This window comes from Streptomyces sp. NPDC023573 (assembly GCF_055559735.1).
Genome location: NZ_JBVHKB010000022.1, coordinates 13,734 through 30,689 on the forward strand (window position 1 = coordinate 13,734; position 16,956 = coordinate 30,689).

At 69.8% G+C, this 16,956-nt stretch carries 14 protein-coding genes; 3 read left to right on the top strand and 11 right to left on the bottom strand.

What is annotated here, in order from left to right; all coding sequences use genetic code 11:
- Positions 1-130: 130 nt before the first annotated feature.
- Positions 131-1,180: a hypothetical protein gene (locus ACZ32T_RS36130; protein WP_467371715.1), complete on the bottom strand. Its 1,050-nt coding sequence runs from the start codon at positions 1,178-1,180 to the stop codon at positions 131-133.
- Between the two features lie 316 nt (positions 1,181-1,496).
- Here ACZ32T_RS36130 and ACZ32T_RS36135 point away from each other — a divergent pair, with 316 nt between their 5' ends.
- Positions 1,497-2,309 carry a DUF6042 family protein gene (locus ACZ32T_RS36135; protein WP_467371717.1) on the top strand — a complete coding sequence of 271 codons (813 nt, stop codon included), beginning with the start codon at positions 1,497-1,499 and terminating at the stop codon, positions 2,307-2,309.
- Between the two features lie 91 nt (positions 2,310-2,400).
- Here the strand turns inward: ACZ32T_RS36135 and ACZ32T_RS36140 are convergent, their stop codons facing one another.
- The 8 genes from ACZ32T_RS36140 to ACZ32T_RS36175 all read right to left on the bottom strand — a co-directional run bounded on the left by ACZ32T_RS36140 (position 2,401) and on the right by ACZ32T_RS36175 (position 13,100).
- Positions 2,401-2,709 carry a hypothetical protein gene (locus tag ACZ32T_RS36140; RefSeq protein ID WP_467371718.1) on the bottom strand — a complete coding sequence of 103 codons (309 nt, stop codon included), beginning with the start codon at positions 2,707-2,709 and terminating at the stop codon, positions 2,401-2,403.
- Between the two features lie 26 nt (positions 2,710-2,735).
- Positions 2,736-5,264, bottom strand: a complete 2,529-nt coding sequence (locus ACZ32T_RS36145; protein ID WP_467371720.1) for a hypothetical protein — start codon at positions 5,262-5,264, stop codon at positions 2,736-2,738.
- Between the two features lie 361 nt (positions 5,265-5,625).
- Positions 5,626-6,690, bottom strand: a complete 1,065-nt coding sequence (locus ACZ32T_RS36150) for a DUF4238 domain-containing protein (RefSeq protein ID WP_467371722.1) — start codon at positions 6,688-6,690, stop codon at positions 5,626-5,628.
- 8 nt (positions 6,691-6,698) lie between these two features.
- Entirely contained in the window at positions 6,699-8,189 is a 1,491-nt protein-coding gene (locus tag ACZ32T_RS36155) for a hypothetical protein (protein WP_467371724.1), read from the bottom strand.
- 379 nt (positions 8,190-8,568) lie between these two features.
- On the bottom strand, positions 8,569-8,847 hold the full coding sequence (locus tag ACZ32T_RS36160) for a hypothetical protein (protein WP_467371726.1): 279 nt from the start codon (positions 8,845-8,847) through the stop codon (positions 8,569-8,571).
- Complete coding sequence (locus ACZ32T_RS36165; RefSeq protein WP_467371728.1) at positions 8,844-11,324, bottom strand: hypothetical protein; 2,481 nt, start codon at positions 11,322-11,324, stop codon at positions 8,844-8,846. The genes ACZ32T_RS36160 and ACZ32T_RS36165 overlap by 4 nt, the downstream gene beginning before the upstream one ends.
- 652 nt (positions 11,325-11,976) lie before the next feature.
- Positions 11,977-12,168: a hypothetical protein gene (locus ACZ32T_RS36170; protein ID WP_467371729.1), complete on the bottom strand. Its 192-nt coding sequence runs from the start codon at positions 12,166-12,168 to the stop codon at positions 11,977-11,979.
- Between the two features lie 692 nt (positions 12,169-12,860).
- On the bottom strand, positions 12,861-13,100 hold the full coding sequence (locus ACZ32T_RS36175) for a hypothetical protein (RefSeq protein ID WP_467371731.1): 240 nt from the start codon (positions 13,098-13,100) through the stop codon (positions 12,861-12,863).
- 271 nt (positions 13,101-13,371) lie between these two features.
- Here ACZ32T_RS36175 and ACZ32T_RS36180 point away from each other — a divergent pair, with 271 nt between their 5' ends.
- Positions 13,372-13,917, top strand: coding sequence for a hypothetical protein (locus ACZ32T_RS36180; protein WP_467371733.1), 546 nt, complete (start codon positions 13,372-13,374; stop codon positions 13,915-13,917).
- Between the two features lie 329 nt (positions 13,918-14,246).
- On the opposite strand, the gene ACZ32T_RS36185 is transcribed toward ACZ32T_RS36180, so the two are convergent.
- Together ACZ32T_RS36185 and ACZ32T_RS36190 are read right to left on the bottom strand one after the other, a co-directional pair.
- Positions 14,247-14,732 (bottom strand): NUDIX domain-containing protein, encoded by a 486-nt coding sequence (locus tag ACZ32T_RS36185; protein ID WP_467371735.1) that lies wholly within the window; start codon positions 14,730-14,732, stop codon positions 14,247-14,249.
- Between the two features lie 123 nt (positions 14,733-14,855).
- Positions 14,856-15,488, bottom strand: a complete 633-nt coding sequence (locus ACZ32T_RS36190) for a TetR/AcrR family transcriptional regulator (RefSeq protein ID WP_467371737.1) — start codon at positions 15,486-15,488, stop codon at positions 14,856-14,858.
- Positions 15,489-15,619: 131 nt separating this feature from the next.
- Here ACZ32T_RS36190 and ACZ32T_RS36195 point away from each other — a divergent pair, with 131 nt between their 5' ends.
- Positions 15,620-16,741: a serine hydrolase domain-containing protein gene (locus ACZ32T_RS36195; protein WP_467371739.1), complete on the top strand. Its 1,122-nt coding sequence runs from the start codon at positions 15,620-15,622 to the stop codon at positions 16,739-16,741.
- Positions 16,742-16,956: the final 215 nt, after the last annotated feature.

Consider the following 16,956-nt stretch of genomic DNA (forward strand, 5'->3'; position numbering starts at 1 on the left):
ACGGCAGGGCCCGCATCTGCTGGTGCGGCCCTGCCTGCGACTGCCCGCGGTGACCGCGGGGCCTGGGGAGAGTCGGGCCCCGGTTGTTGGCCCGTCTCGGCGCCGCGCCCGGCGCCCGCCTCGGCTCCTACTACAGCCGTTCCGCGTGACGGTGCTGGTCGTGGTGCTCCAGTGCTCGCCGGGGAAAGGCGCGGGCCATCCAATGCGCCGGGGCGCCGACCTGACGAAACGTCGCGATCTGCCGGTCATAGTCGTGTCCTTCGGGGCTGGCGTGGACGCGAAGGTAGAGAGGGTCGTCATGACCGGTGGTGTGGCAGCCGAAGTAGAAGGCGCAGGTGTGGTCCCACTGGTAGGAGGTGCCTGGCCCGGCGCAGCGGCAGAACCGGTGGGCGACGTCAACAGGCAGGCCCCAACGTGGGTGGCACAGGCGCTGCAGGAGCTGATCGTGCCAGCGGGCCCGGGGATGGGCGGTGCGAGCGTCGATCTTCCAGCTGCCGCCGTCGTCCCAGCACTGGACCCGGTAGAAGGCGGTGACAGTGTGAAACAGCGCGATACGCCTCAGCAGCGCGCTGCCCACCGCGCCCTGCCCGGCCCGTGAGCCCTCGAAGCTGGAATAGGCGCTGCGCTGATGGGACTCCACGGGATCGAGCCGCGGGGCCGCCGTCCACAGCGGCTGCACACCGCTCGCCTCGCACCACCGCCGGTGCCGACGCTCGATGTCCTCCCAGCCCTCCGTCAGCCCCTCGGGAAGGACGAGCACGAGGGCGGCCCTCTGCCCGGGAGTACTCACCATGTCCAGACGCAGCTGCCTGCCGCCGGCCCCGATAGCGCTCATCCGCACACCGGGGATCCCGTGCGGGTCGTCACCGTTCCCCGGGTCTGCGGGCAGCAGCCGACTCAGACAGTGCTCCGGGAAGGAGTACTGCCTGCGGCCCATGTAGGCATCGAGGTGCAGCGTGAGGGACGTACTGGAGCCTTGAAGCGAGGAGATGCCGAAGGGATGGGCGCAGAGGTCCGGGGCAGTCCCCAGTTGCTTGAGGACGAAGCTTTCCAGCCGCGCCTGTTCCGACGAGGCTGCGGGCGCCGGGTGGCTAGAACGCAGGCCGCCGCGGCGGGATCGGCCGCTGCACTCGGACCAGTAGCGGAGTTTGCGCGATTCCCACGAGGAGCGGTCGTTCACGGCAGTGCCTTCCTGACGCGCCCCTGCCCGATCCCGGCACGCCAACGAACACTGACGAGCGGCTGTGGGTGATGCCATGTGGTGCAGGCCGGTGCAATGCCACGCTCCTTGCGTTCCGGCACGCCGGATCGGGCGACGGTCGGAACGTGGCCCGCCTCGGGCCATGCCCCACCACTCTCCCGCCCAGGACCAGGGCAGGTCGAGCGACACCACGCGGTTCACTCGGACGAGCGGTTGCAAGGACAGGAACGCGGCCTTGGACAGCGCTTCACTGCGTACAGTGCGCTCCTCCGGCCGTTTTCACAGAGAGATGCGGATGATGGAGAACACGGCTGTCCCTGGCCAGTGCCGGGACATGGCGATGCACAACGACTGGTTCGTATCGGGCTGGGAGCACATCCTGCCCCGCCAGGCCCTCGCCCTGACCATGCTGATGGGGACCGCGGCCCAGCCCGGGTTCACCGGCTCCCTGGACGACCTGCTCCAGGAACTCTGCGGCGGCCACTGGGACATGATCGGTGGTGATCTCGACAGTGCTCTCACGTTCACTTGGCACGGTGAGGAGTGGGACTACGAGGAAGCCCCCGAAGGCCGGGAGGCGTGCGAGGCGGACCGCTGGGAGAAGTTCGGCGCCATGCTCACGGCCGCCGGCTACCCGGTGCCCACCACGGTGCGGGCCCTCGCCGAGCTCTACCTGACATGGGGCCTGGCGCACTGCCAGGACACACCCGGGGGAACCCGGTGGTCGATGCCCGCCGCACTGCCGCTCCCCGGCCACCTGCTGCCCCTGGACACCGAACTCACCGAGCGGCTCGACAAGATCCGCTGGATTATGCGAACCGGACCCCTCGTCGACGTCCTCGTCAACCACCTGATCGACGAACTGGGTGAACCGCAGGAGATTCTCACCTCCCTGGACCGCCTGGCCGGCGCCACCGGCCAGGACGCTAACGACCTGCGTCTGGCCCTCGCCGAACTCGTCCAGTCCGAGGACGCCAAGATCCTGCGCGGCCAGGAACCGGCCGACCCCGAACTCCTGGAGACACACCACCGCTTCCGCCTGATCATGGACTGGGACCACTTCCACGAAACCCGGATCGAGCTCAGCCTCGCCCCCGACGAGGCATGACCTGGGGCGCAACTGCCCAGGCGCCGTGTACTGCCTCTGTCTTCGCCGCCGTGGCCAGACCGCAGGAGCGCGGCAGCGAACCCGCTCAGGGTCAGGCCGGGCCGTGGGCGCGTACGAGGAGCGTGCCCAGACCTTCGCCGTCCGGTGCGGGCAGGATGCGGGCGTCGACGTCGGTGAAGCCGCGGCGCTTGAGGAGGTCCGCCCACGCCTGGGGTGTGTACTGCCAGCGCAGCACGGTCAGTTCGCTCTCCTGGCCTTCGAGCCACTTGCCGTGCATGGGCTGCGGCCCGTAGGCGCCGGGGGAGGGTTCGGCCTGGCTGAAGGCGAAGATCCCGCCAGGTGTGAGGTTAGCGGGCGCCTTCGAGCCGCTCGGAGCTTGGACGAGAGGGCCCCGGATCAATTCGGGGTCCCTCTCGATCCTGCCGGTCAGACCTTCAGGATCAGCGCTTCCACCTGTTCGAGCGTCGTCACACTGGCCTGCGCGGCGGCCCGTACCTTCACGAGCTTCTCCATCCACTCAATCCGCTGCTCGGCTGGGAGCGGGTCCTCCCCGAGCTGAACGCGCAGACGGTGTGCGTCCTCGAAGTCCGTCATCAGGACGTGGGCGGCATCCACTGCCCTCAGGTAACTCCCCTCGACCAGCTCGACCCGTGCCGGCAGCTCCCGGCGCAGCGCAGCCAACTGGTCGCGGGGGTCGGCCGCAGCCTCACCGTGCGCGATGGTTGCGGCACCGGCGTCCGTGGTGTTCCCGGTGCCGACAGGTGCGTTGGCGGGGTTTTTGGACGCGGTCGACGCCGGGGCATTGAGGCCGACGGGGAACAGCTCGTCGAACCACTCCTTGTCCGCGATGTAGGGGGTGGGCTTGCCCTCGGTATCCGGCGCGATCACCATTCCCGCGGTGATCGCTGTCCGGTTCTTCTCGTCCCAGTCCTGCTCGCCGTAGCAGACCAGCGGCGTACCGTCGTCCGATTCGGGCGGCCGCACCGCGTCCGGGTGCTCCAGCACGGCCTTCGCGAAGGCGAGGAGAAGGGCCCGGCTGACGCCCGGCGTGTCCGCCGTGTATGCCAGCGTCAGGGAGGCGATGGCGGTATTGGGAGGGCGTCGTACACCCTTGCGCCCTTCGCCCGCCTCGCTGCCCTGGCCGGGGGTAATGAACGGCTGCGGAGCATGGATCAGCGATGGCGCCATCCGATGGACCAGGGCGGCCCAGGCGGCCGCGTCACCGGCCTCCGCCCTCAGGAGTAGCTCCGCGAGCGGCCTCGGATCCTGCCCGGCACCTTCCCTCGCCTCCGTACGGCCGAAGAGACCGAGTGCGGAGAGGATGTTGCCTCGGCGCACGAACAGCTGCGCGACGGCGGCGGACCACAGACGCGTGCGCCCCTCGGCCGCCTTCGCCCGGATCAGGCTCCACGCCGGCTCCTGCAGTGTCCCCCTGACGACCGGCCAGAACCGCCCGGTGTCGCGGACGGTGCGCGCGTTCGTCATCTGCCCGGTCTCGGGCGGGACGCCGGGGAACACCAGCGCGGTGATGGCGCGCACCGCGATGTCGCGCAGCACGACCGGAGACACCTCGGCGCCCGCAGGCGCGAGCGGCTCCAGCGGATCGAGCGGCCCGTTGACCGTAAGAGCGTCGCGCACTCCCGTCAGATCGAGGAGGTCCGCGGCGCGCGCGTCGGGAAACGCCTCGGCGAGCGCGTCCGCGAGGAGGGACTCCCTGGCGTAGGCGTCCACGAGCGTCGCGAACAGGGCGATCAGCCGCGCGTCCTCGTCGTAGGGCTGGATGCCGCGCAGGTGGTCGTTGACGTTCAGGGCCCGCAGGACGTGTTCCAGGGCATCGGGCTTGGTGCAGCCGATCACGATCTCCGCGGACACCGTGGCGATCTTCGCCGCCCTGAGCGACGGGTCGGTCGCCGCCGTTTCCGGCTTCGCACCGTCTCTGTTGAGCCGGGCGGAGAGTCGGTTCAGGATCTCCCGCAAACTCAGCAGCAGCGGCTCGGGGCCGTCCTTCTTGTCCTTCGGCATGGGCACGAGGGACTGAGGCATCCCCGTGACCAGGTGCTCCGGACGTACTCCGAAGACATCGAGGCGGGCCAGTGCACGGTTGTTCCCAGTCACGGCGGCCAGCCGCCACAGTTTGGACTCCGTGCCGTCGGCGTGGGTGATCTGCCACTGCTGCAGGACGTTCATGCCCTTGGAGAGCTGGCCCGTGTCCGCGAGGGACTCGGCCAGGTCGTACCCGCGGGTCTTTCCGGCGCGCTTCAGGTTGTCGGCGGCGTACCGCTGCATGTGGACGGCCACCGCGTAGGGCTGCTCGGCCAGGGAGAGAGCCGCCTTCGGCTGCCCGTCTTCCTGAACGGCTCGGACGACCGGACGCGGCCGCCGGTTGCCGAGCGCGGAGAGCAAAGCGTGCTGCTCGCTCATAAGCTGGTGCACGCGGCGGACGGCGTCCTGGTGCTTCTGCGTGGCTGCTGCCAGCGCCTGCGACGCGTACGTGTCGTCCCCCGGCGCCCGGCGCAGAGCCTCACGCTCCTTCTCGGCGGACTTCGCGCTCTTCGTGGCGTCCTGGAGCGCCAGCTCGGTGGCGACGAGGTCCTTGACGCGCTGGGTGGCCTCCGGCGCGGGCGACGACCAGTGGACGGCGGTGCGGTCGTTGAGGTCCCAGGGGACCACTGCGGCGCCGTGGACATCGCAGGTCAGCAACAGCACCTGCTCGTCACCGGCCTGAGCGGGTCGGCAGACGGTGGGCTTGAGGACCCTCCTGCCGCGCTGGGTAGCGATCAGGGCCTTGATCTCGGTGTCCGGGAGGGCAGAAGCCAGACCCTCCAGGATCGCCTGCCGCGGAGGCGGCACGACCTCGTAGTCCGCGCAGGTGTTCTCGATCGCCTCCGCGAGCCGGCCGCCCCAGAGGGCGTTGCCGATCTGCGGGTAGATGTCATCGGACCGTGTCACGGCCATGGTGTTGTCCTTCCACCCGGGCTTCCCGGGCGAGCACAGAAGCCCCCGACCGTCGGGAGCGTGTCACGCGCCCGAGCGCCGAAGCCTCGTGCCGGCAAGGATGCGGGCCGACACCCATGAGGGGTGTGCGGCGGTCCTCGCCCCGTACGGTCCACCTGCCAGCGTCCGAAGAACGAGCAGCCCCAACGGCGCCTTGGTTGCGCCTGGGCCTCTCGCAGCTTGCTCCTGCTCCGCCGGCGGCGGCATGAGGCGGACGTTGGTGATGAGCCACCGACGTGCACCGCAGAATCTCTCACCGCTTTCGACGCAACAGTGAGCTGAAAAGGGGGAGTTCATCAGATCAGGTGAACAGTCAGTCCAATCACGTTGCTTGAACCGAGCTTGAGGTAGCTGTGCTTTGTGCAACGCGCTGATCAGCGGGGGTGTGGGTGAACTGTTCCAGGAGGGCGCGCAGCTCGCTGCGGCGGATCTCGGGATGGGCTGGTGCGGGGCCGGGCCGCTGCTGGGTGGGTACCGCTGTCAGCCGCGGCGGTCGGACTCCCAGCGGGGCGCCGGGAAGCTGCAGCCGGGCGGGCCAGGGCATGGATGGGAGCCGGTAGACGGCGTCCTGGCACCAGGCTGCTGCCCCGGCGTTGGCCTTGGCGGCGATCCTGCGCGTGAGGCCCTGATGCGGCCGGTAGTGCGCGCGGGGTGTGGAGATGAGCAGACACGTTGGTGACAGAGGAGCAAAGACCTCGGCCGTCTCGGGCAGCAGCGGGGGAATGAGGCAGAAGGTGCCGTCCTTGCGGCGCAAAGCCACACCGCTGTCGCCCAGGACCAGCAACGGCTCCTCTGAACGCAGCACCACCAGTCGACGGCCCGGGACGGTGAGGAGGTCGCGGGTTCGCTCGGAGGCTCGGATCATGGCGCGCAGCGCCGAGCGCGGGTCAGCGACCACCGAAGGGCCGGGAGCCGTCCGTACGGCCGTCCAGAACACTTCCATCCGCTCCACGTCCGACAGCGGCCGCCTCAGCCGCTCCTCGCAGAAACCCACTGCCTCCGAAGCCCACAAAGCTGGGAAGAGCAGCCGGCCGACCTGCTCGTCGAAGGACCTGAACGCCTGCGTGCGCACCACCTGCCAGGCCAGCGCGTCCAGCACGAGAGCATGCTGCGCCCCGTCCAGCGGCCACCGTCCCTCACGCACGGCGCGCAGAACCGGCGCGCACGGGCCGTCGACATGGTGGTCCAGGTAGGTCTCCAACGCCACACGCCGCTCGCCCTCCGCGAGGGGGTCGGTGTTGAAGTCCCGAGCCACCGCCGCGCGCCTCACGGGAGTGCGATGCTCCGCGCCGCTGCGCCTCCGCCCCAGTACGTGTCCGTCCTCAGCGAAGGCCCGCAGCCAGTACTTCGGCACCAGGTGGTGCTCCCGGGAAGTGTTCGCCCCCATCCCTCCCCCTACCGTGCCGCACCGGCGAACTCGGCCGGCACCTGTTCCGCTGCGCCGCGGCTCCAGGGGTAGCTGCTCCACCCGGCGTCCAGGACAGGATTGCGGGCATGGTCGTGCCCCGACAACGCCTCACGCAGGGCGTAGGTGGAGCGCCGGGCGTCGGCATCCCGCTCCAGCAGGAGCCGGCCGACAGGGGTGTCGGTGATGGTGACCATGTCCTCCAGTTCACCGATGCTGCACACCGTCACGGGAACCGTGGTGGCCGGCAGAAGCGGCCGCTGCATGGGGGCGTTGACGATGTGGAACGGCTCCATCGTCACGATCAACCCGTGCACGGGCCGGTCGGTGGGCACCCCGGCGAACTCCTTGCGCCCGCTCGCGATCAGAGCGGCGGTGTTGTCGATCTGCTCATAGGCGCGCCCGAGCATGCGCTGCAGCTCCTTGACCCGGCTCTCGGTGGCCAGGCGCAGATGCGCAGTGGGCCGCACGGACTTCACCTCCACCAGCAGCACCAGTTCCTCGGTGACGACGATCCAGTCGACGCTGAGCGACCGGTTCTGGCCGTAGGTGATCTCAGGGAGGACCGCCGCTTCGGGCAGCAGCCCGAGCTGGCGGCCGACGTAGGCCTCGAACAGGTCACCCAGGTCCTGCGCGAAGGCATTACCGAACCGGGCGACCCCGGTGTAGTAGATGCCCAGCGGGCTCGCCTTGGCCGGGACCAGCTGGCTGACCGGTGCGAGCAGACCCGGGCCGTAGCCCTTGACCAGGGGCGTGGTGCGCAGAGGGTTGTACTCGTAGCGCCGCAGGAGCCGATCGGTGGTCACCTGGGCCCGTTCGTTGGCCTGCCGGAAGGCGGCCGTATCGGTCACGAAGTGCTTCCCGGCCACGGACAGGATGGTCGAGGCAGGGACCTCCGCACAGATCCGCTCGGCACCGGGTGCCTCCAAGGACGCCGGATCGAACCGGCCGGCGCAGTTGATCGCCGATGCCCACAACAGCTGGGCAATGCCGACGTAGTGCGACAGACTGGTGCCCAGCAACTCCTCTTCCCAGCCCGGACGCAGGCACCGGGCCTCCCGCGTGCCTGTCGTCTGCGTGAGCATCGCCGCGGCACGCGCCAGCTCCCGGCCCACCGGCTCCTGGTAGATCATCTGCTCCCCGGCGGCGCGCAGCATGAATCGGGCCAGAGCGTCCCCGTCGTTGTCGTGGTCGTGGAGGTAGGGCTCCTCCAGCTGCGAGTGCATGTCCAAGATCCGCAGGAGGTCCGCTTCGCTCGCGTCCTTGCGGTACTCGTTCCCACAGGCCAGCGACACCCGGGCGGCGTCAGCCAGCGTCCAGGGCAGGTACTTGCGATACGGGCTCTCCTGCCACGACGCCTGCAGTGCATAGGTTGCCGACGCCTTTGCGATCAGCGGCAGCAGGGCGCTGGGCCGGTGCCTGCGAACCCGCGCCACATAGTCCCGATCCCGTACTGCTCGACTGCCTGCTGCCCACGTCATGCGCTCAAGGATCTCGCACCCGCATCTGCGCTGTCCCGCCCATTACCGCCTCTCCAGGAAACCAGCACCGGCGCCCCGAACACCAACTGCGCGGACCTCCCGCCATCCCCGCACGCTGCGAAGTGCGGACCTTCGCCCAGTTGCCGCCGCCCCGCACATCGACCACGGGTCTTCGCCGCTCGCCCCGCCGACGAGGAGCGGCAGCGCACGCGGCTGCGCGCGGTCTTGACGAGGCCGCGCCGCGGCCAGGGACGATGACCGGAAGACCGCCGGATTCCGCAGCTGACGTTCTGCGAATCCTGCTGATAGTTCACGATGATGCGCAGGGCGGGCTTTGGCCGGACGACTCGCACCGCCGGCCAGTGCCTTCCGCGTTCACCTACCGATCCGCAGGACCTCGATGCCCTCCGGCAGAGCAGTCAGCCCGCGCGGCGGCCTGGGCACGAAGCCCGACGTCATACGCCATCGCGCCGAGGGCGAGCACCACGAGCGGCCACACGAGCGGCGACGCGGCCGGGATGGCGCCGTGAACCAGGGCCGCGGCGATGCCGCCGGTGCCGAGCGCGGCGGTGCAAGTCGGAATGCTGGGCAGGGCGATCCGCAGCACCACCTGCCGGCGCCGGTCCGGGCGGGCTGAGACGGTGGTGCGGACGCTCATCGTCCGCTCCCCGGCGTCGCCTCGGTCGTCGCCGAAGAGCGGCCGGTGATGCGCGCAGCGAGCCGCTTCACCTTCCGGCGGACCTGGTCGCCCACTTTCTCCGGCTGGGTGGCACCGGCGGCCATGGCCGCTTCGGCCCAAGTGGTGACCCCGCCGGCGGCGAGGGCCAGAGTCACAGCCCGCTCGGCCGGGGAGAGAGCCTCCATGAGCTCGCTCAGACGCGGGTCATCGAAGCCGGCCTCGACTCCGAGGTCGGCGGCGGCCTGACCGGGAACCAGGTCGTACAGGCAAAGCCCGTCGCCGAGCGGGGTGTCGAGCAGCAGCAGCCGCGACTGGCTGACCTTGCGGCGCCAGACCGGAGTGAGCTGCCGATTGATGACGCTGGCCTCTGACTTCAGCCTGCTTAGGGCATCAGGGGTCAGGCGGCCCTGGTCGTAGAGAGTGTCCGCCCAGTTGCCGAGCAAGGCAGTGGAGATCGACTCATCCCACCCCTTCCACATCCGCAGTACGTCCGACCTGAAGGAGTGGATCGTGGATTTGTCGCCGGCAAGGGCGGCCTCGCGTGCGCCCAGCGCCTGGATCACATCGGGGACCGGGATGTTCAGAGACCGGAACCCGGACTTGATTGTCTGGTTGGCAGGGTGGTCGGCCTTGAGCACCGCCATGCCGGCGGTGGTGGTGATCATCATGGGAGGAGCGACACGATCGAACGGCTCCGGCAGTCCGAAGGCGTCGTCCGTGTCGAGGACGAGACTTCCGTCCTCCCGGAGGGTCACGAGATCACCGGCGTTCTCGTTCCAGGGAGCGGGAAACAGGGCCGTGACTGCCGCACCTCTCTTCGAGTCCCAGTTGAAATGGCTGATCCGCTCGGCCAGATCAGTGTGGACGGAGCCGTCATCCTCGACCATGGCGTAACTGGGCGTCGGGTCATCGGTGGCCATGAGTGCCTCCTTGTCGGGGAAAATCCTTCTCCTCTCGGTCCCGGCACGGGGCCGATCCGACAACGCAACCTCAAGAATTCTCTGTGATCCACGCCACACCTTCCCGAGGATGGTCCTGGAACACAGCAGCCACCACCACAGCGGCACGGCCCTGTACATGGCCCGCCCTGTATGACAACGGACCGGAGCTGTCCCCCCTGAGGTGCGCAGAATCCTGAGCAGCGATCTCAACGGCCCGGTGAACTGCTCCTTGCCCAGGCGCAGGATTTCCGCCCACCCTGGCCCCCTCTCAATACCTAGCCGTCGTACGGCTCGTGAGCGGGCACCTGCCCCTCCCTGCGTCGCTGCCGGTCGCCGGTGAGCGCGACGATCCGGTGCACGGGCACGGCGATGGCCGGGTGGCCGCCCGTGGGGACGAACACCACCCGACTGGTGTCGGGCTCGTAGGAGGTCACCGTGCCGTACAACCGGTGCCACCGTCTCTGGTCGAGGCCCGCACTCGACGTCCAGGCACAACACCCAGTCCTTGAGCCAGTGAACGGGCTGCTTCTCCAGCACAGCCGCCGCAGGGCCGGGGTGATCGTCGTCGGGGACCCAGCTGTACTTGCCGACGACCAGGTCGTTGTACACCTCCAGCGAATCGTCGGACCCGCTGTAGGCGGACTGCCGCCTTTCCTGCGCAACGCGCCGCACTGCCCGGGCCGTCGTCACCATGTCCGTGGGCTTGGCCCACGGCCCGTCGCCGGCGGCGTCCGCCGACAGATAGGGGTAGGCGCCGCGCAGCAGCATCAGCACGTCTCGCTCGTCCGGCCCTGAGGTGCCCGCGAAAAGGCCAGGCCCCAGGACGATCCGCCGCTGGTCGTCGCCGGTGTGGTCAGCGGCATGCCGGGCCGCGCAGCCGGGGACGGCGAGCACGACAGCGTGGTCGGGCTCGATGCCGTAACCGGCTCGGCGACTACCGAACGGGACGGTGGGGCCGTACTGCTCGTACTGGGCCAGGTAGGCCAGTTCCGCATCCCGCTGCCGGGTCAGCGGCCATCCGGTCACCAGCATCAACTGCCGCCCGTCGCCACCGTCCCCCGGGGCCGCTTGGAGCGCTTCCTCCAGTTTGTCGCAGCAGTCCAACACGTACTGCTGCCACCGGTGCTCGAACTCCGCATCCGCCCACTGCGCGGGAGAGGTGAATCGTGCACCCGCCACAAGAGCCGGCTCCGGCAGCGCCGTCACATCACGCACCCGCGCCCCGCCCCAGACGGCTTCCACCGCCCGCATGGCCGCCGTACGCGCCGCGTCCTGCTCGCCGCCCTGGTCCCGGACACCGCTCCACGCCCGCCGGATGGCCGCCCACGCCTCGAACGGCTCCGCCCACCGGGTCTTGAGCACCGCGGCGGCCAACTGCAGACCCTCCCGCTGCACCTCCCCGTCAGCGGCCACCACATCGCACGCCCCACTGACCGACGTCGCGGAGCGCGCCGCGGGCGCCGCAGCCCGCCATCCGGCAAGCACCGTCTCCGACCGCTCCACCACCGCCACCACGCCTGCAGCATCTGCCGCGCGCCCGCACCGACCGACGGATCACCCGTCCACGCCTCAAGCCTCCCGCGCACGCCCGCATCACGGTGCCGGGCCGCTTCCCACAGCACCCGCGCATAGCCCTCCCACGACCGCGGGCCAGCCTCCTGCTCCTCCAGCCTGCGCACTCGCCCGTCAGCCGCCACGACCTCGGCCGCAGCCCGCCACAGCGCCTCCTGGCCCGGCTCCACACTCACCACCGCAGAACACTGACGGCACACCTGCTCGCAGGTATCCAGCAGCGCGCGCGGGCTGCCCGTCAACCCCTCCGCATGCCGGCAATGGCTCCGCCACTGGGACCCGTCGGCGGGAACATGCCACTTCCCGCCACCCATGCGCCCCAGTACCACGGTGATCTGCCGCAGCGGCCCGACGTCCACCCCCGCAACCGTCAGCTCTTTCTCCCGCAGCACCGGCAGTTCTCGGTCACGCCGCACGACAGCCCGCCCCCTTGTCGCCTGTTTGCCGACGATCACTGTGACACAGGCACCCGACCGGTATGCCCGGTTACCGAAGGACGTCAGCCCTTCGACGAAGAGCATCCTCGTGATGCGGCCTTCTCCCACAGGCGCGCCCCCACCGCACCCCACAGGCAACCCACCGACCCCACCCTTCGTCATTTCCCCGGGCAGGTCCGAGCCACGTAGGCGGTCAGCTCGGCGTGCAGGTCCCGGCCCGCCCCGGCCACGGGCTGACGCTGCAGGGCCGCGAACTCGTCCGCACTGAGGCCATCCACCCACCCCACCCTCCGCCGGTGCTCCGCCTCCTCCTCGTCACGCAACTGCTGGTCGTACGGGTCGAGCTTCACCTCCTCGGGGATACCTCTGAACCGCCGCCGCTTCTCATCCTGCTCACGGCGATCCTCCCCTTCCTCCTCGGCCGCTCGACGACCGCACACGGATAGACCGCGGGCGGCCAGGGCCCGGCAGTGATCCTCCGGTGCGCGGCGAGCAGGGCGTCGGTGGCCGCCGGGCTGGCACCCCAGGCCGCAGCGAGCGCGGTGAGCTGTTCGACCGTGGGGTGCTGCCCGTTGAGAAGGTTGTGGATCGTGCTCTTCGACAGCCGCCCGGTTGCTCCGGGGGAAGCGGCCAGCGCACGTACCGGGGGCTTTTCGGCCTCCAGGTGAAGGCGGTTGAGGGCCCTCGTCAGACCGAGCCAGGTTCTGACACGCCCCGGGATGTAGACAGGCGCGGGCCAGGTCCTGGCCGGAACCGGAGCAGCCCGCCGCGCCGCCTCGCGAAGCCTCAGACCGGTCCCCTCCAGAGCCCCGCGGGCCTGGTTGTCGGCTGCCTTTCTGCTGCCCCAGGCGTAGGCCCTGACCGTCTGCACTCCGGGCAGACCCTCCTGCAGAGCCCGGCGCAGAGTCCGCTCGGCCCACGGGCTGACCGAACTGCCCGGCCCAGAAGGCGAGACGGGGGAAGGTCAACTCCCCCTTGACCTCGGGCATCCACGCGCGCAACGCGTCCAGCTCGGCCCACGTGCCCGGACGGGCCGAGCGGCTCACCGGCTGCCGCCGCTACATGAGCCGAGCAGGCAGCCGAGCCGGCCGGGCACCAGCAGCGCCCCGGCCGCCGCGGCGAGCGCGAACAGGACGGCGGGCACAGGCCGCTGGAGCACGGCGAGCACTGTCACGGCGGCCACCACCGAGACCACGACCAGCGCCTCACCCGCGCCGACGCGCCCGCACACCGTCTCGGTAATGGGGGGCGGCCCGGACGGCGGGGGACAGGAAGAAGACATGCAGGCACCTCGAAATCGCCAGGGGACATGCGCAGTGCGGAGCGAGAACCACTCCGGCGCGTTGCCACCGATCGTCCCAGCGCTCCCGCACGCCGCGCGACCTGCCCACCAAGGCCCCCCGCAAGGCGTACCCTCCCGCCCGGTCGCCAAGCGCAGGTCAGCCGCAGAGAGGTCACTTTCATGTCCAGACCCCCTTTCGCCGCCGCCTGACCCCACAGACCAAGAGACTCAATGCCCGCGACCAAAAGGTCTGTCCGACTACGCTGCCCCCATGTCCGTCATACCGGCCCTCTTCCGCGAAGCCGAGACCGACCACCCGGCCATCGCCCAGTGGTGCTCCACCATCCTGGCCGGCGACACCGCCCGCCTCCTGCTCCTGGGACCCCACTGGTCCGGCAAATCCCACACCGCCTACGCCGCGCTGCGCCGACTGACGGCCGCCGGATACCGCGAGGCGGACATCACCGTCCATCAAGCCCTGGACCTCAAGAGCACCTACGAGCCCGGGATGATCGAGAACACCACCGCGGTGACGGTCATCGACGACTTGACGCTCTCCGTTGACCTGGTGCGTGAGGCCGCACGGCCACTGCAATCCGACCCTGCGGATGTTCAAGCGATGATGGCACTGGAGGCCGGCGCCCTGGCGGACGCCATCGCCCGCCTGAGCCTGCTGCCGCGCCGCTCCTGGCTCCTGATCGCCTCAAGCACCGAACGGCTCAGCGAAGCAGTCGGCCAGGAGACCACCGACCGCCTCCTCGCCGTAGCCGATCTGGCCGAACTGCAGCAACGCCCCCGGCCGACCCAGAACTGGTAGCCGTCAAGCGGGGCCCACATCGGCCGTCACCGTCTCGGTGACGGCCCGACGCTTCCCTCGTTCACGCTCAAAAGGACCCCGGCCCATCACCCACCACACCCCGAGCGACCCGCTTGCTGTGCAGTGCGGTCGGCGGACCCGGGGGAGAGGCAGGAGTTCGTCTCAGTAGTCCCAGATCGTCGACGAGCCACAGGGCCGTGGTCCCCCGCCGCCGGCCGTCGACGCCGCCCGCGGTGAGGTCCTGGCGATGCTCACCGGCCCGCCGGGATCTTCGCGCAGGCGGAGCAGTGGGCGGCTTGGCGGTGGGAGCCGGCCTGGCCCACGCCGCCCTACACCGGCACCCCATACTCCATGTACACCGTCAAACCCTGCTCACGGCCCCGCACACACGCCTCCACCCGCACCGCGAGCCGTTCCACCAAACGCTCCCGGACCCGGTCGACCGCAACGAACTCCATGGCCCCGAGCTCCTCCTCCTGCAGCCGGATCCCTGCCAGCTGATCCCCGCCAAGCACCCCTCCGTCGAACACATAGACCAGACCCTCACTGCGCCCCGGCCGGGCGCCGCGCCAGTCCACACCGAGGAGCCGGCCCGGGTCCCACTCCAGCCCGAGCTCCTCCTCGACCTCCCGTACCGCACCGGCGCGAGGGGACTCGTCCCTCTCCACGGCACCGCCGGGGATCTCCCACAAAGGCTTGTAGACCGGATCCACCAGGAGCACCCGCCCCTGCGGATCGAAGAACAGAACACCTGCGGCGACCCGCTTCCGCGGCAACGTCCGCTCGTACTCTTCCGGGCTCAATTGCACGTTCATGCACAGGACTCAAACACACCCGCCAGGAGCGCCGGTGAGTCCTTCGCTACCAGGGGGCAGAGCTGTTGCAACCGCCGCGAAGCCGACACGTAGTTGTGTCCCAGGGCGCCGCGTTGCGGATCTCTAACCGAGCTGGGCGTGCCGGCAGGTTCCGGTGAAGACGCGGTCGAGTTGGTTGTCCAGGGCGGCGAGGATCGCCGGTTTCGGTGTGCCGTCGGGGTCGATGTGCGTGTGCAGGGCCAGTCCCTCGGTGAACGCGACGATCCGCAAGGCCTGGTCATCCGCGTCGACCCCCTCGGCGACCTCGCCGCATCGGGTGCCGTTAGTGATGGCCTGGGCGACACGGGAGCGGATGCTCGCGAGGGTCTCCTGCTGGACGGCGGCAAGGCGGTTGTTGTGCGCGGCCTGGTCTGCAAAGGCGAGACGGACCAGGTACTCGGCGCGGCGGGCGTCGTCCAGCGGCATGAGCTCGGCCAGCGCCTGCCGCAGCATCTCGGCGATGGTGCGGCCCTCGGCCTCGCCTCGGTTGACCAGCTCGTCCACTCGTGCGGTGAAACATCCGTTGACGCGGGTGAACGTGGCCAGCAGCATCTCGTCCTTTGCCGTGAAGTAGTGCTGCACCAGGCCGACGGACATGCCCGCTTCTGCGGCGGTCCGGGCGACGGTCACGGCGGTGAGGCCGTGTCGCACGATCAGGCGTTGGACGGCGTCGGTGATCTGCCCGTGGCGGGCGTCATGGTCGGCAACTCTCGGCACGTGAGGACGGTACCGCGTGCTATAACCGTACGTCTATATTGCTACCGGGGAGGGGTCTTGCGATGATCCGACGACGCTCAACTTGCTTGTTAGGCCTGGGGCTTGCTCTTGCTCTCCTGCTGCCGCCCGGTATGGCCACCGCGGGCCAGGCCGGTGACGGGCAGACGGCCGGCAGCCGCCGTGACCCGGCCCTGCAGGCCCTGGCCGACCAGGTGGTGGCGGACCCGAGCCCCAACCCAGGCGCTTTCCTGCTCGCCCGACGTGGCTCGCACGACCGCTTCGGCGCGGCCGGCGTCGCCGACCGTTCCGCCGGCACGCCGATGGCACCGGACCTGAGGTTCCGCACCGGGAGCGTCACGAAAACCTTCACCGCAACGGTCGTCCTGCAACTCGTCGCCGAGCACCGGCTGCGGCTCGACGACACCGTGCAGAGCCTGCTGCCCGACCAGGTCCGCGCCGACAACGCACTGTCCGGTGCGCCCATCACCGTTCGCCAGCTGCTCAACCACACGAGCGGGCTGTACGACTACATCGAGGGGCTGCTTCCCTACTTCCACAGGCTTGACCAGTACTGGCCCCGCGACCAGCTGATCAGCATCGGTCTTGCCCAGCCCCGGTACTTCCCCGCTCCCGGCACACGGTTCCGCTACTCCAACACCAACTACTTGCTGCTCGACCTGATCGTCGAACGGGTCACCGACCGTGACCTGCGCACCAACCTCGAACGCCGTATCTTCGTCCCCCTTGGGCTGCGCGACACTTCGTACCCGCTGGCACAGACCGCCATCGACGGAGCCCATGTTCACGGCTACGCGGACATCTCGCTCCTGTTGCCGGACGCGCCGGACGCGACCCAGTTCGACGTCACCGCGTTCAGCCCCTCCGAGGCCGGCGCATCGGGCGCTCTCGTCTCGACCGCGGCCGACATCGCGCGCTTCTACCGGGCCCTGCTGCAAGGCCGTCTTCTGCCCCCGGACATGCTTCGTCGGATGCTCACCGAGACGGTTCCCACCACCGGTAGCGCCCCGCCCGCTGTCGCCTACGGCCTGGGTCTCTACGTCTATGCCACCAGCTGCGGTCGTGCGTACGGCCATGGCGGCAGCGCCCCCGGTTACTTGACCTTCGCCGTCAACAGCCGCGACGGGCGCGATCAACTCGTCGCCCACACCAACTGGAACTCGTTCGCTGACACCGGGATCGACGAGGACTTCTGGGCTGCCTTCCAGCAGGGGTACTGCGGAAGGCCTGGGTAGATCCCATCGGCGCCAGACAGTGACCGCGCGACATCCATCACTCACCTGTGGGCCGTCTCGGCCGTCAGGTGCCGGAGCGGCGCGAGGCTGCCGAACAGACATAGATCAAGACCGGAGGGCCTAGGGGGTCTCTTACGGATCACTGACGATGTTCGATCGTAGGTTCTGCTGGCGTCGGCAGAACTGCTGCCTGCGAGGATGCGCCGGTGAGCTAT

Coding starts and splice junctions, on each gene's coding strand:
- ACZ32T_RS36135 (WP_467371717.1), top strand. CDS start 1,497: ATGATGGAGAACACGGCTGTCCCTGGCCAGTGCCGGGACATGGCGATG.
- ACZ32T_RS36145 (WP_467371720.1), bottom strand. CDS start 5,264: ATGGCCGTGACACGGTCCGATGACATCTACCCGCAGATCGGCAACGCC.
- ACZ32T_RS36150 (WP_467371722.1), bottom strand. CDS start 6,690: ATGGGGGCGAACACTTCCCGGGAGCACCACCTGGTGCCGAAGTACTGG.
- ACZ32T_RS36155 (WP_467371724.1), bottom strand. CDS start 8,189: ATGACGTGGGCAGCAGGCAGTCGAGCAGTACGGGATCGGGACTATGTG.
- ACZ32T_RS36160 (WP_467371726.1), bottom strand. CDS start 8,847: ATGAGCGTCCGCACCACCGTCTCAGCCCGCCCGGACCGGCGCCGGCAG.
- ACZ32T_RS36175 (WP_467371731.1), bottom strand. CDS start 13,100: ATGTCTTCTTCCTGTCCCCCGCCGTCCGGGCCGCCCCCCATTACCGAG.
- ACZ32T_RS36180 (WP_467371733.1), top strand. CDS start 13,372: ATGTCCGTCATACCGGCCCTCTTCCGCGAAGCCGAGACCGACCACCCG.
- ACZ32T_RS36185 (WP_467371735.1), bottom strand. CDS start 14,732: ATGAACGTGCAATTGAGCCCGGAAGAGTACGAGCGGACGTTGCCGCGG.
- ACZ32T_RS36195 (WP_467371739.1), top strand. CDS start 15,620: ATGGCCACCGCGGGCCAGGCCGGTGACGGGCAGACGGCCGGCAGCCGC.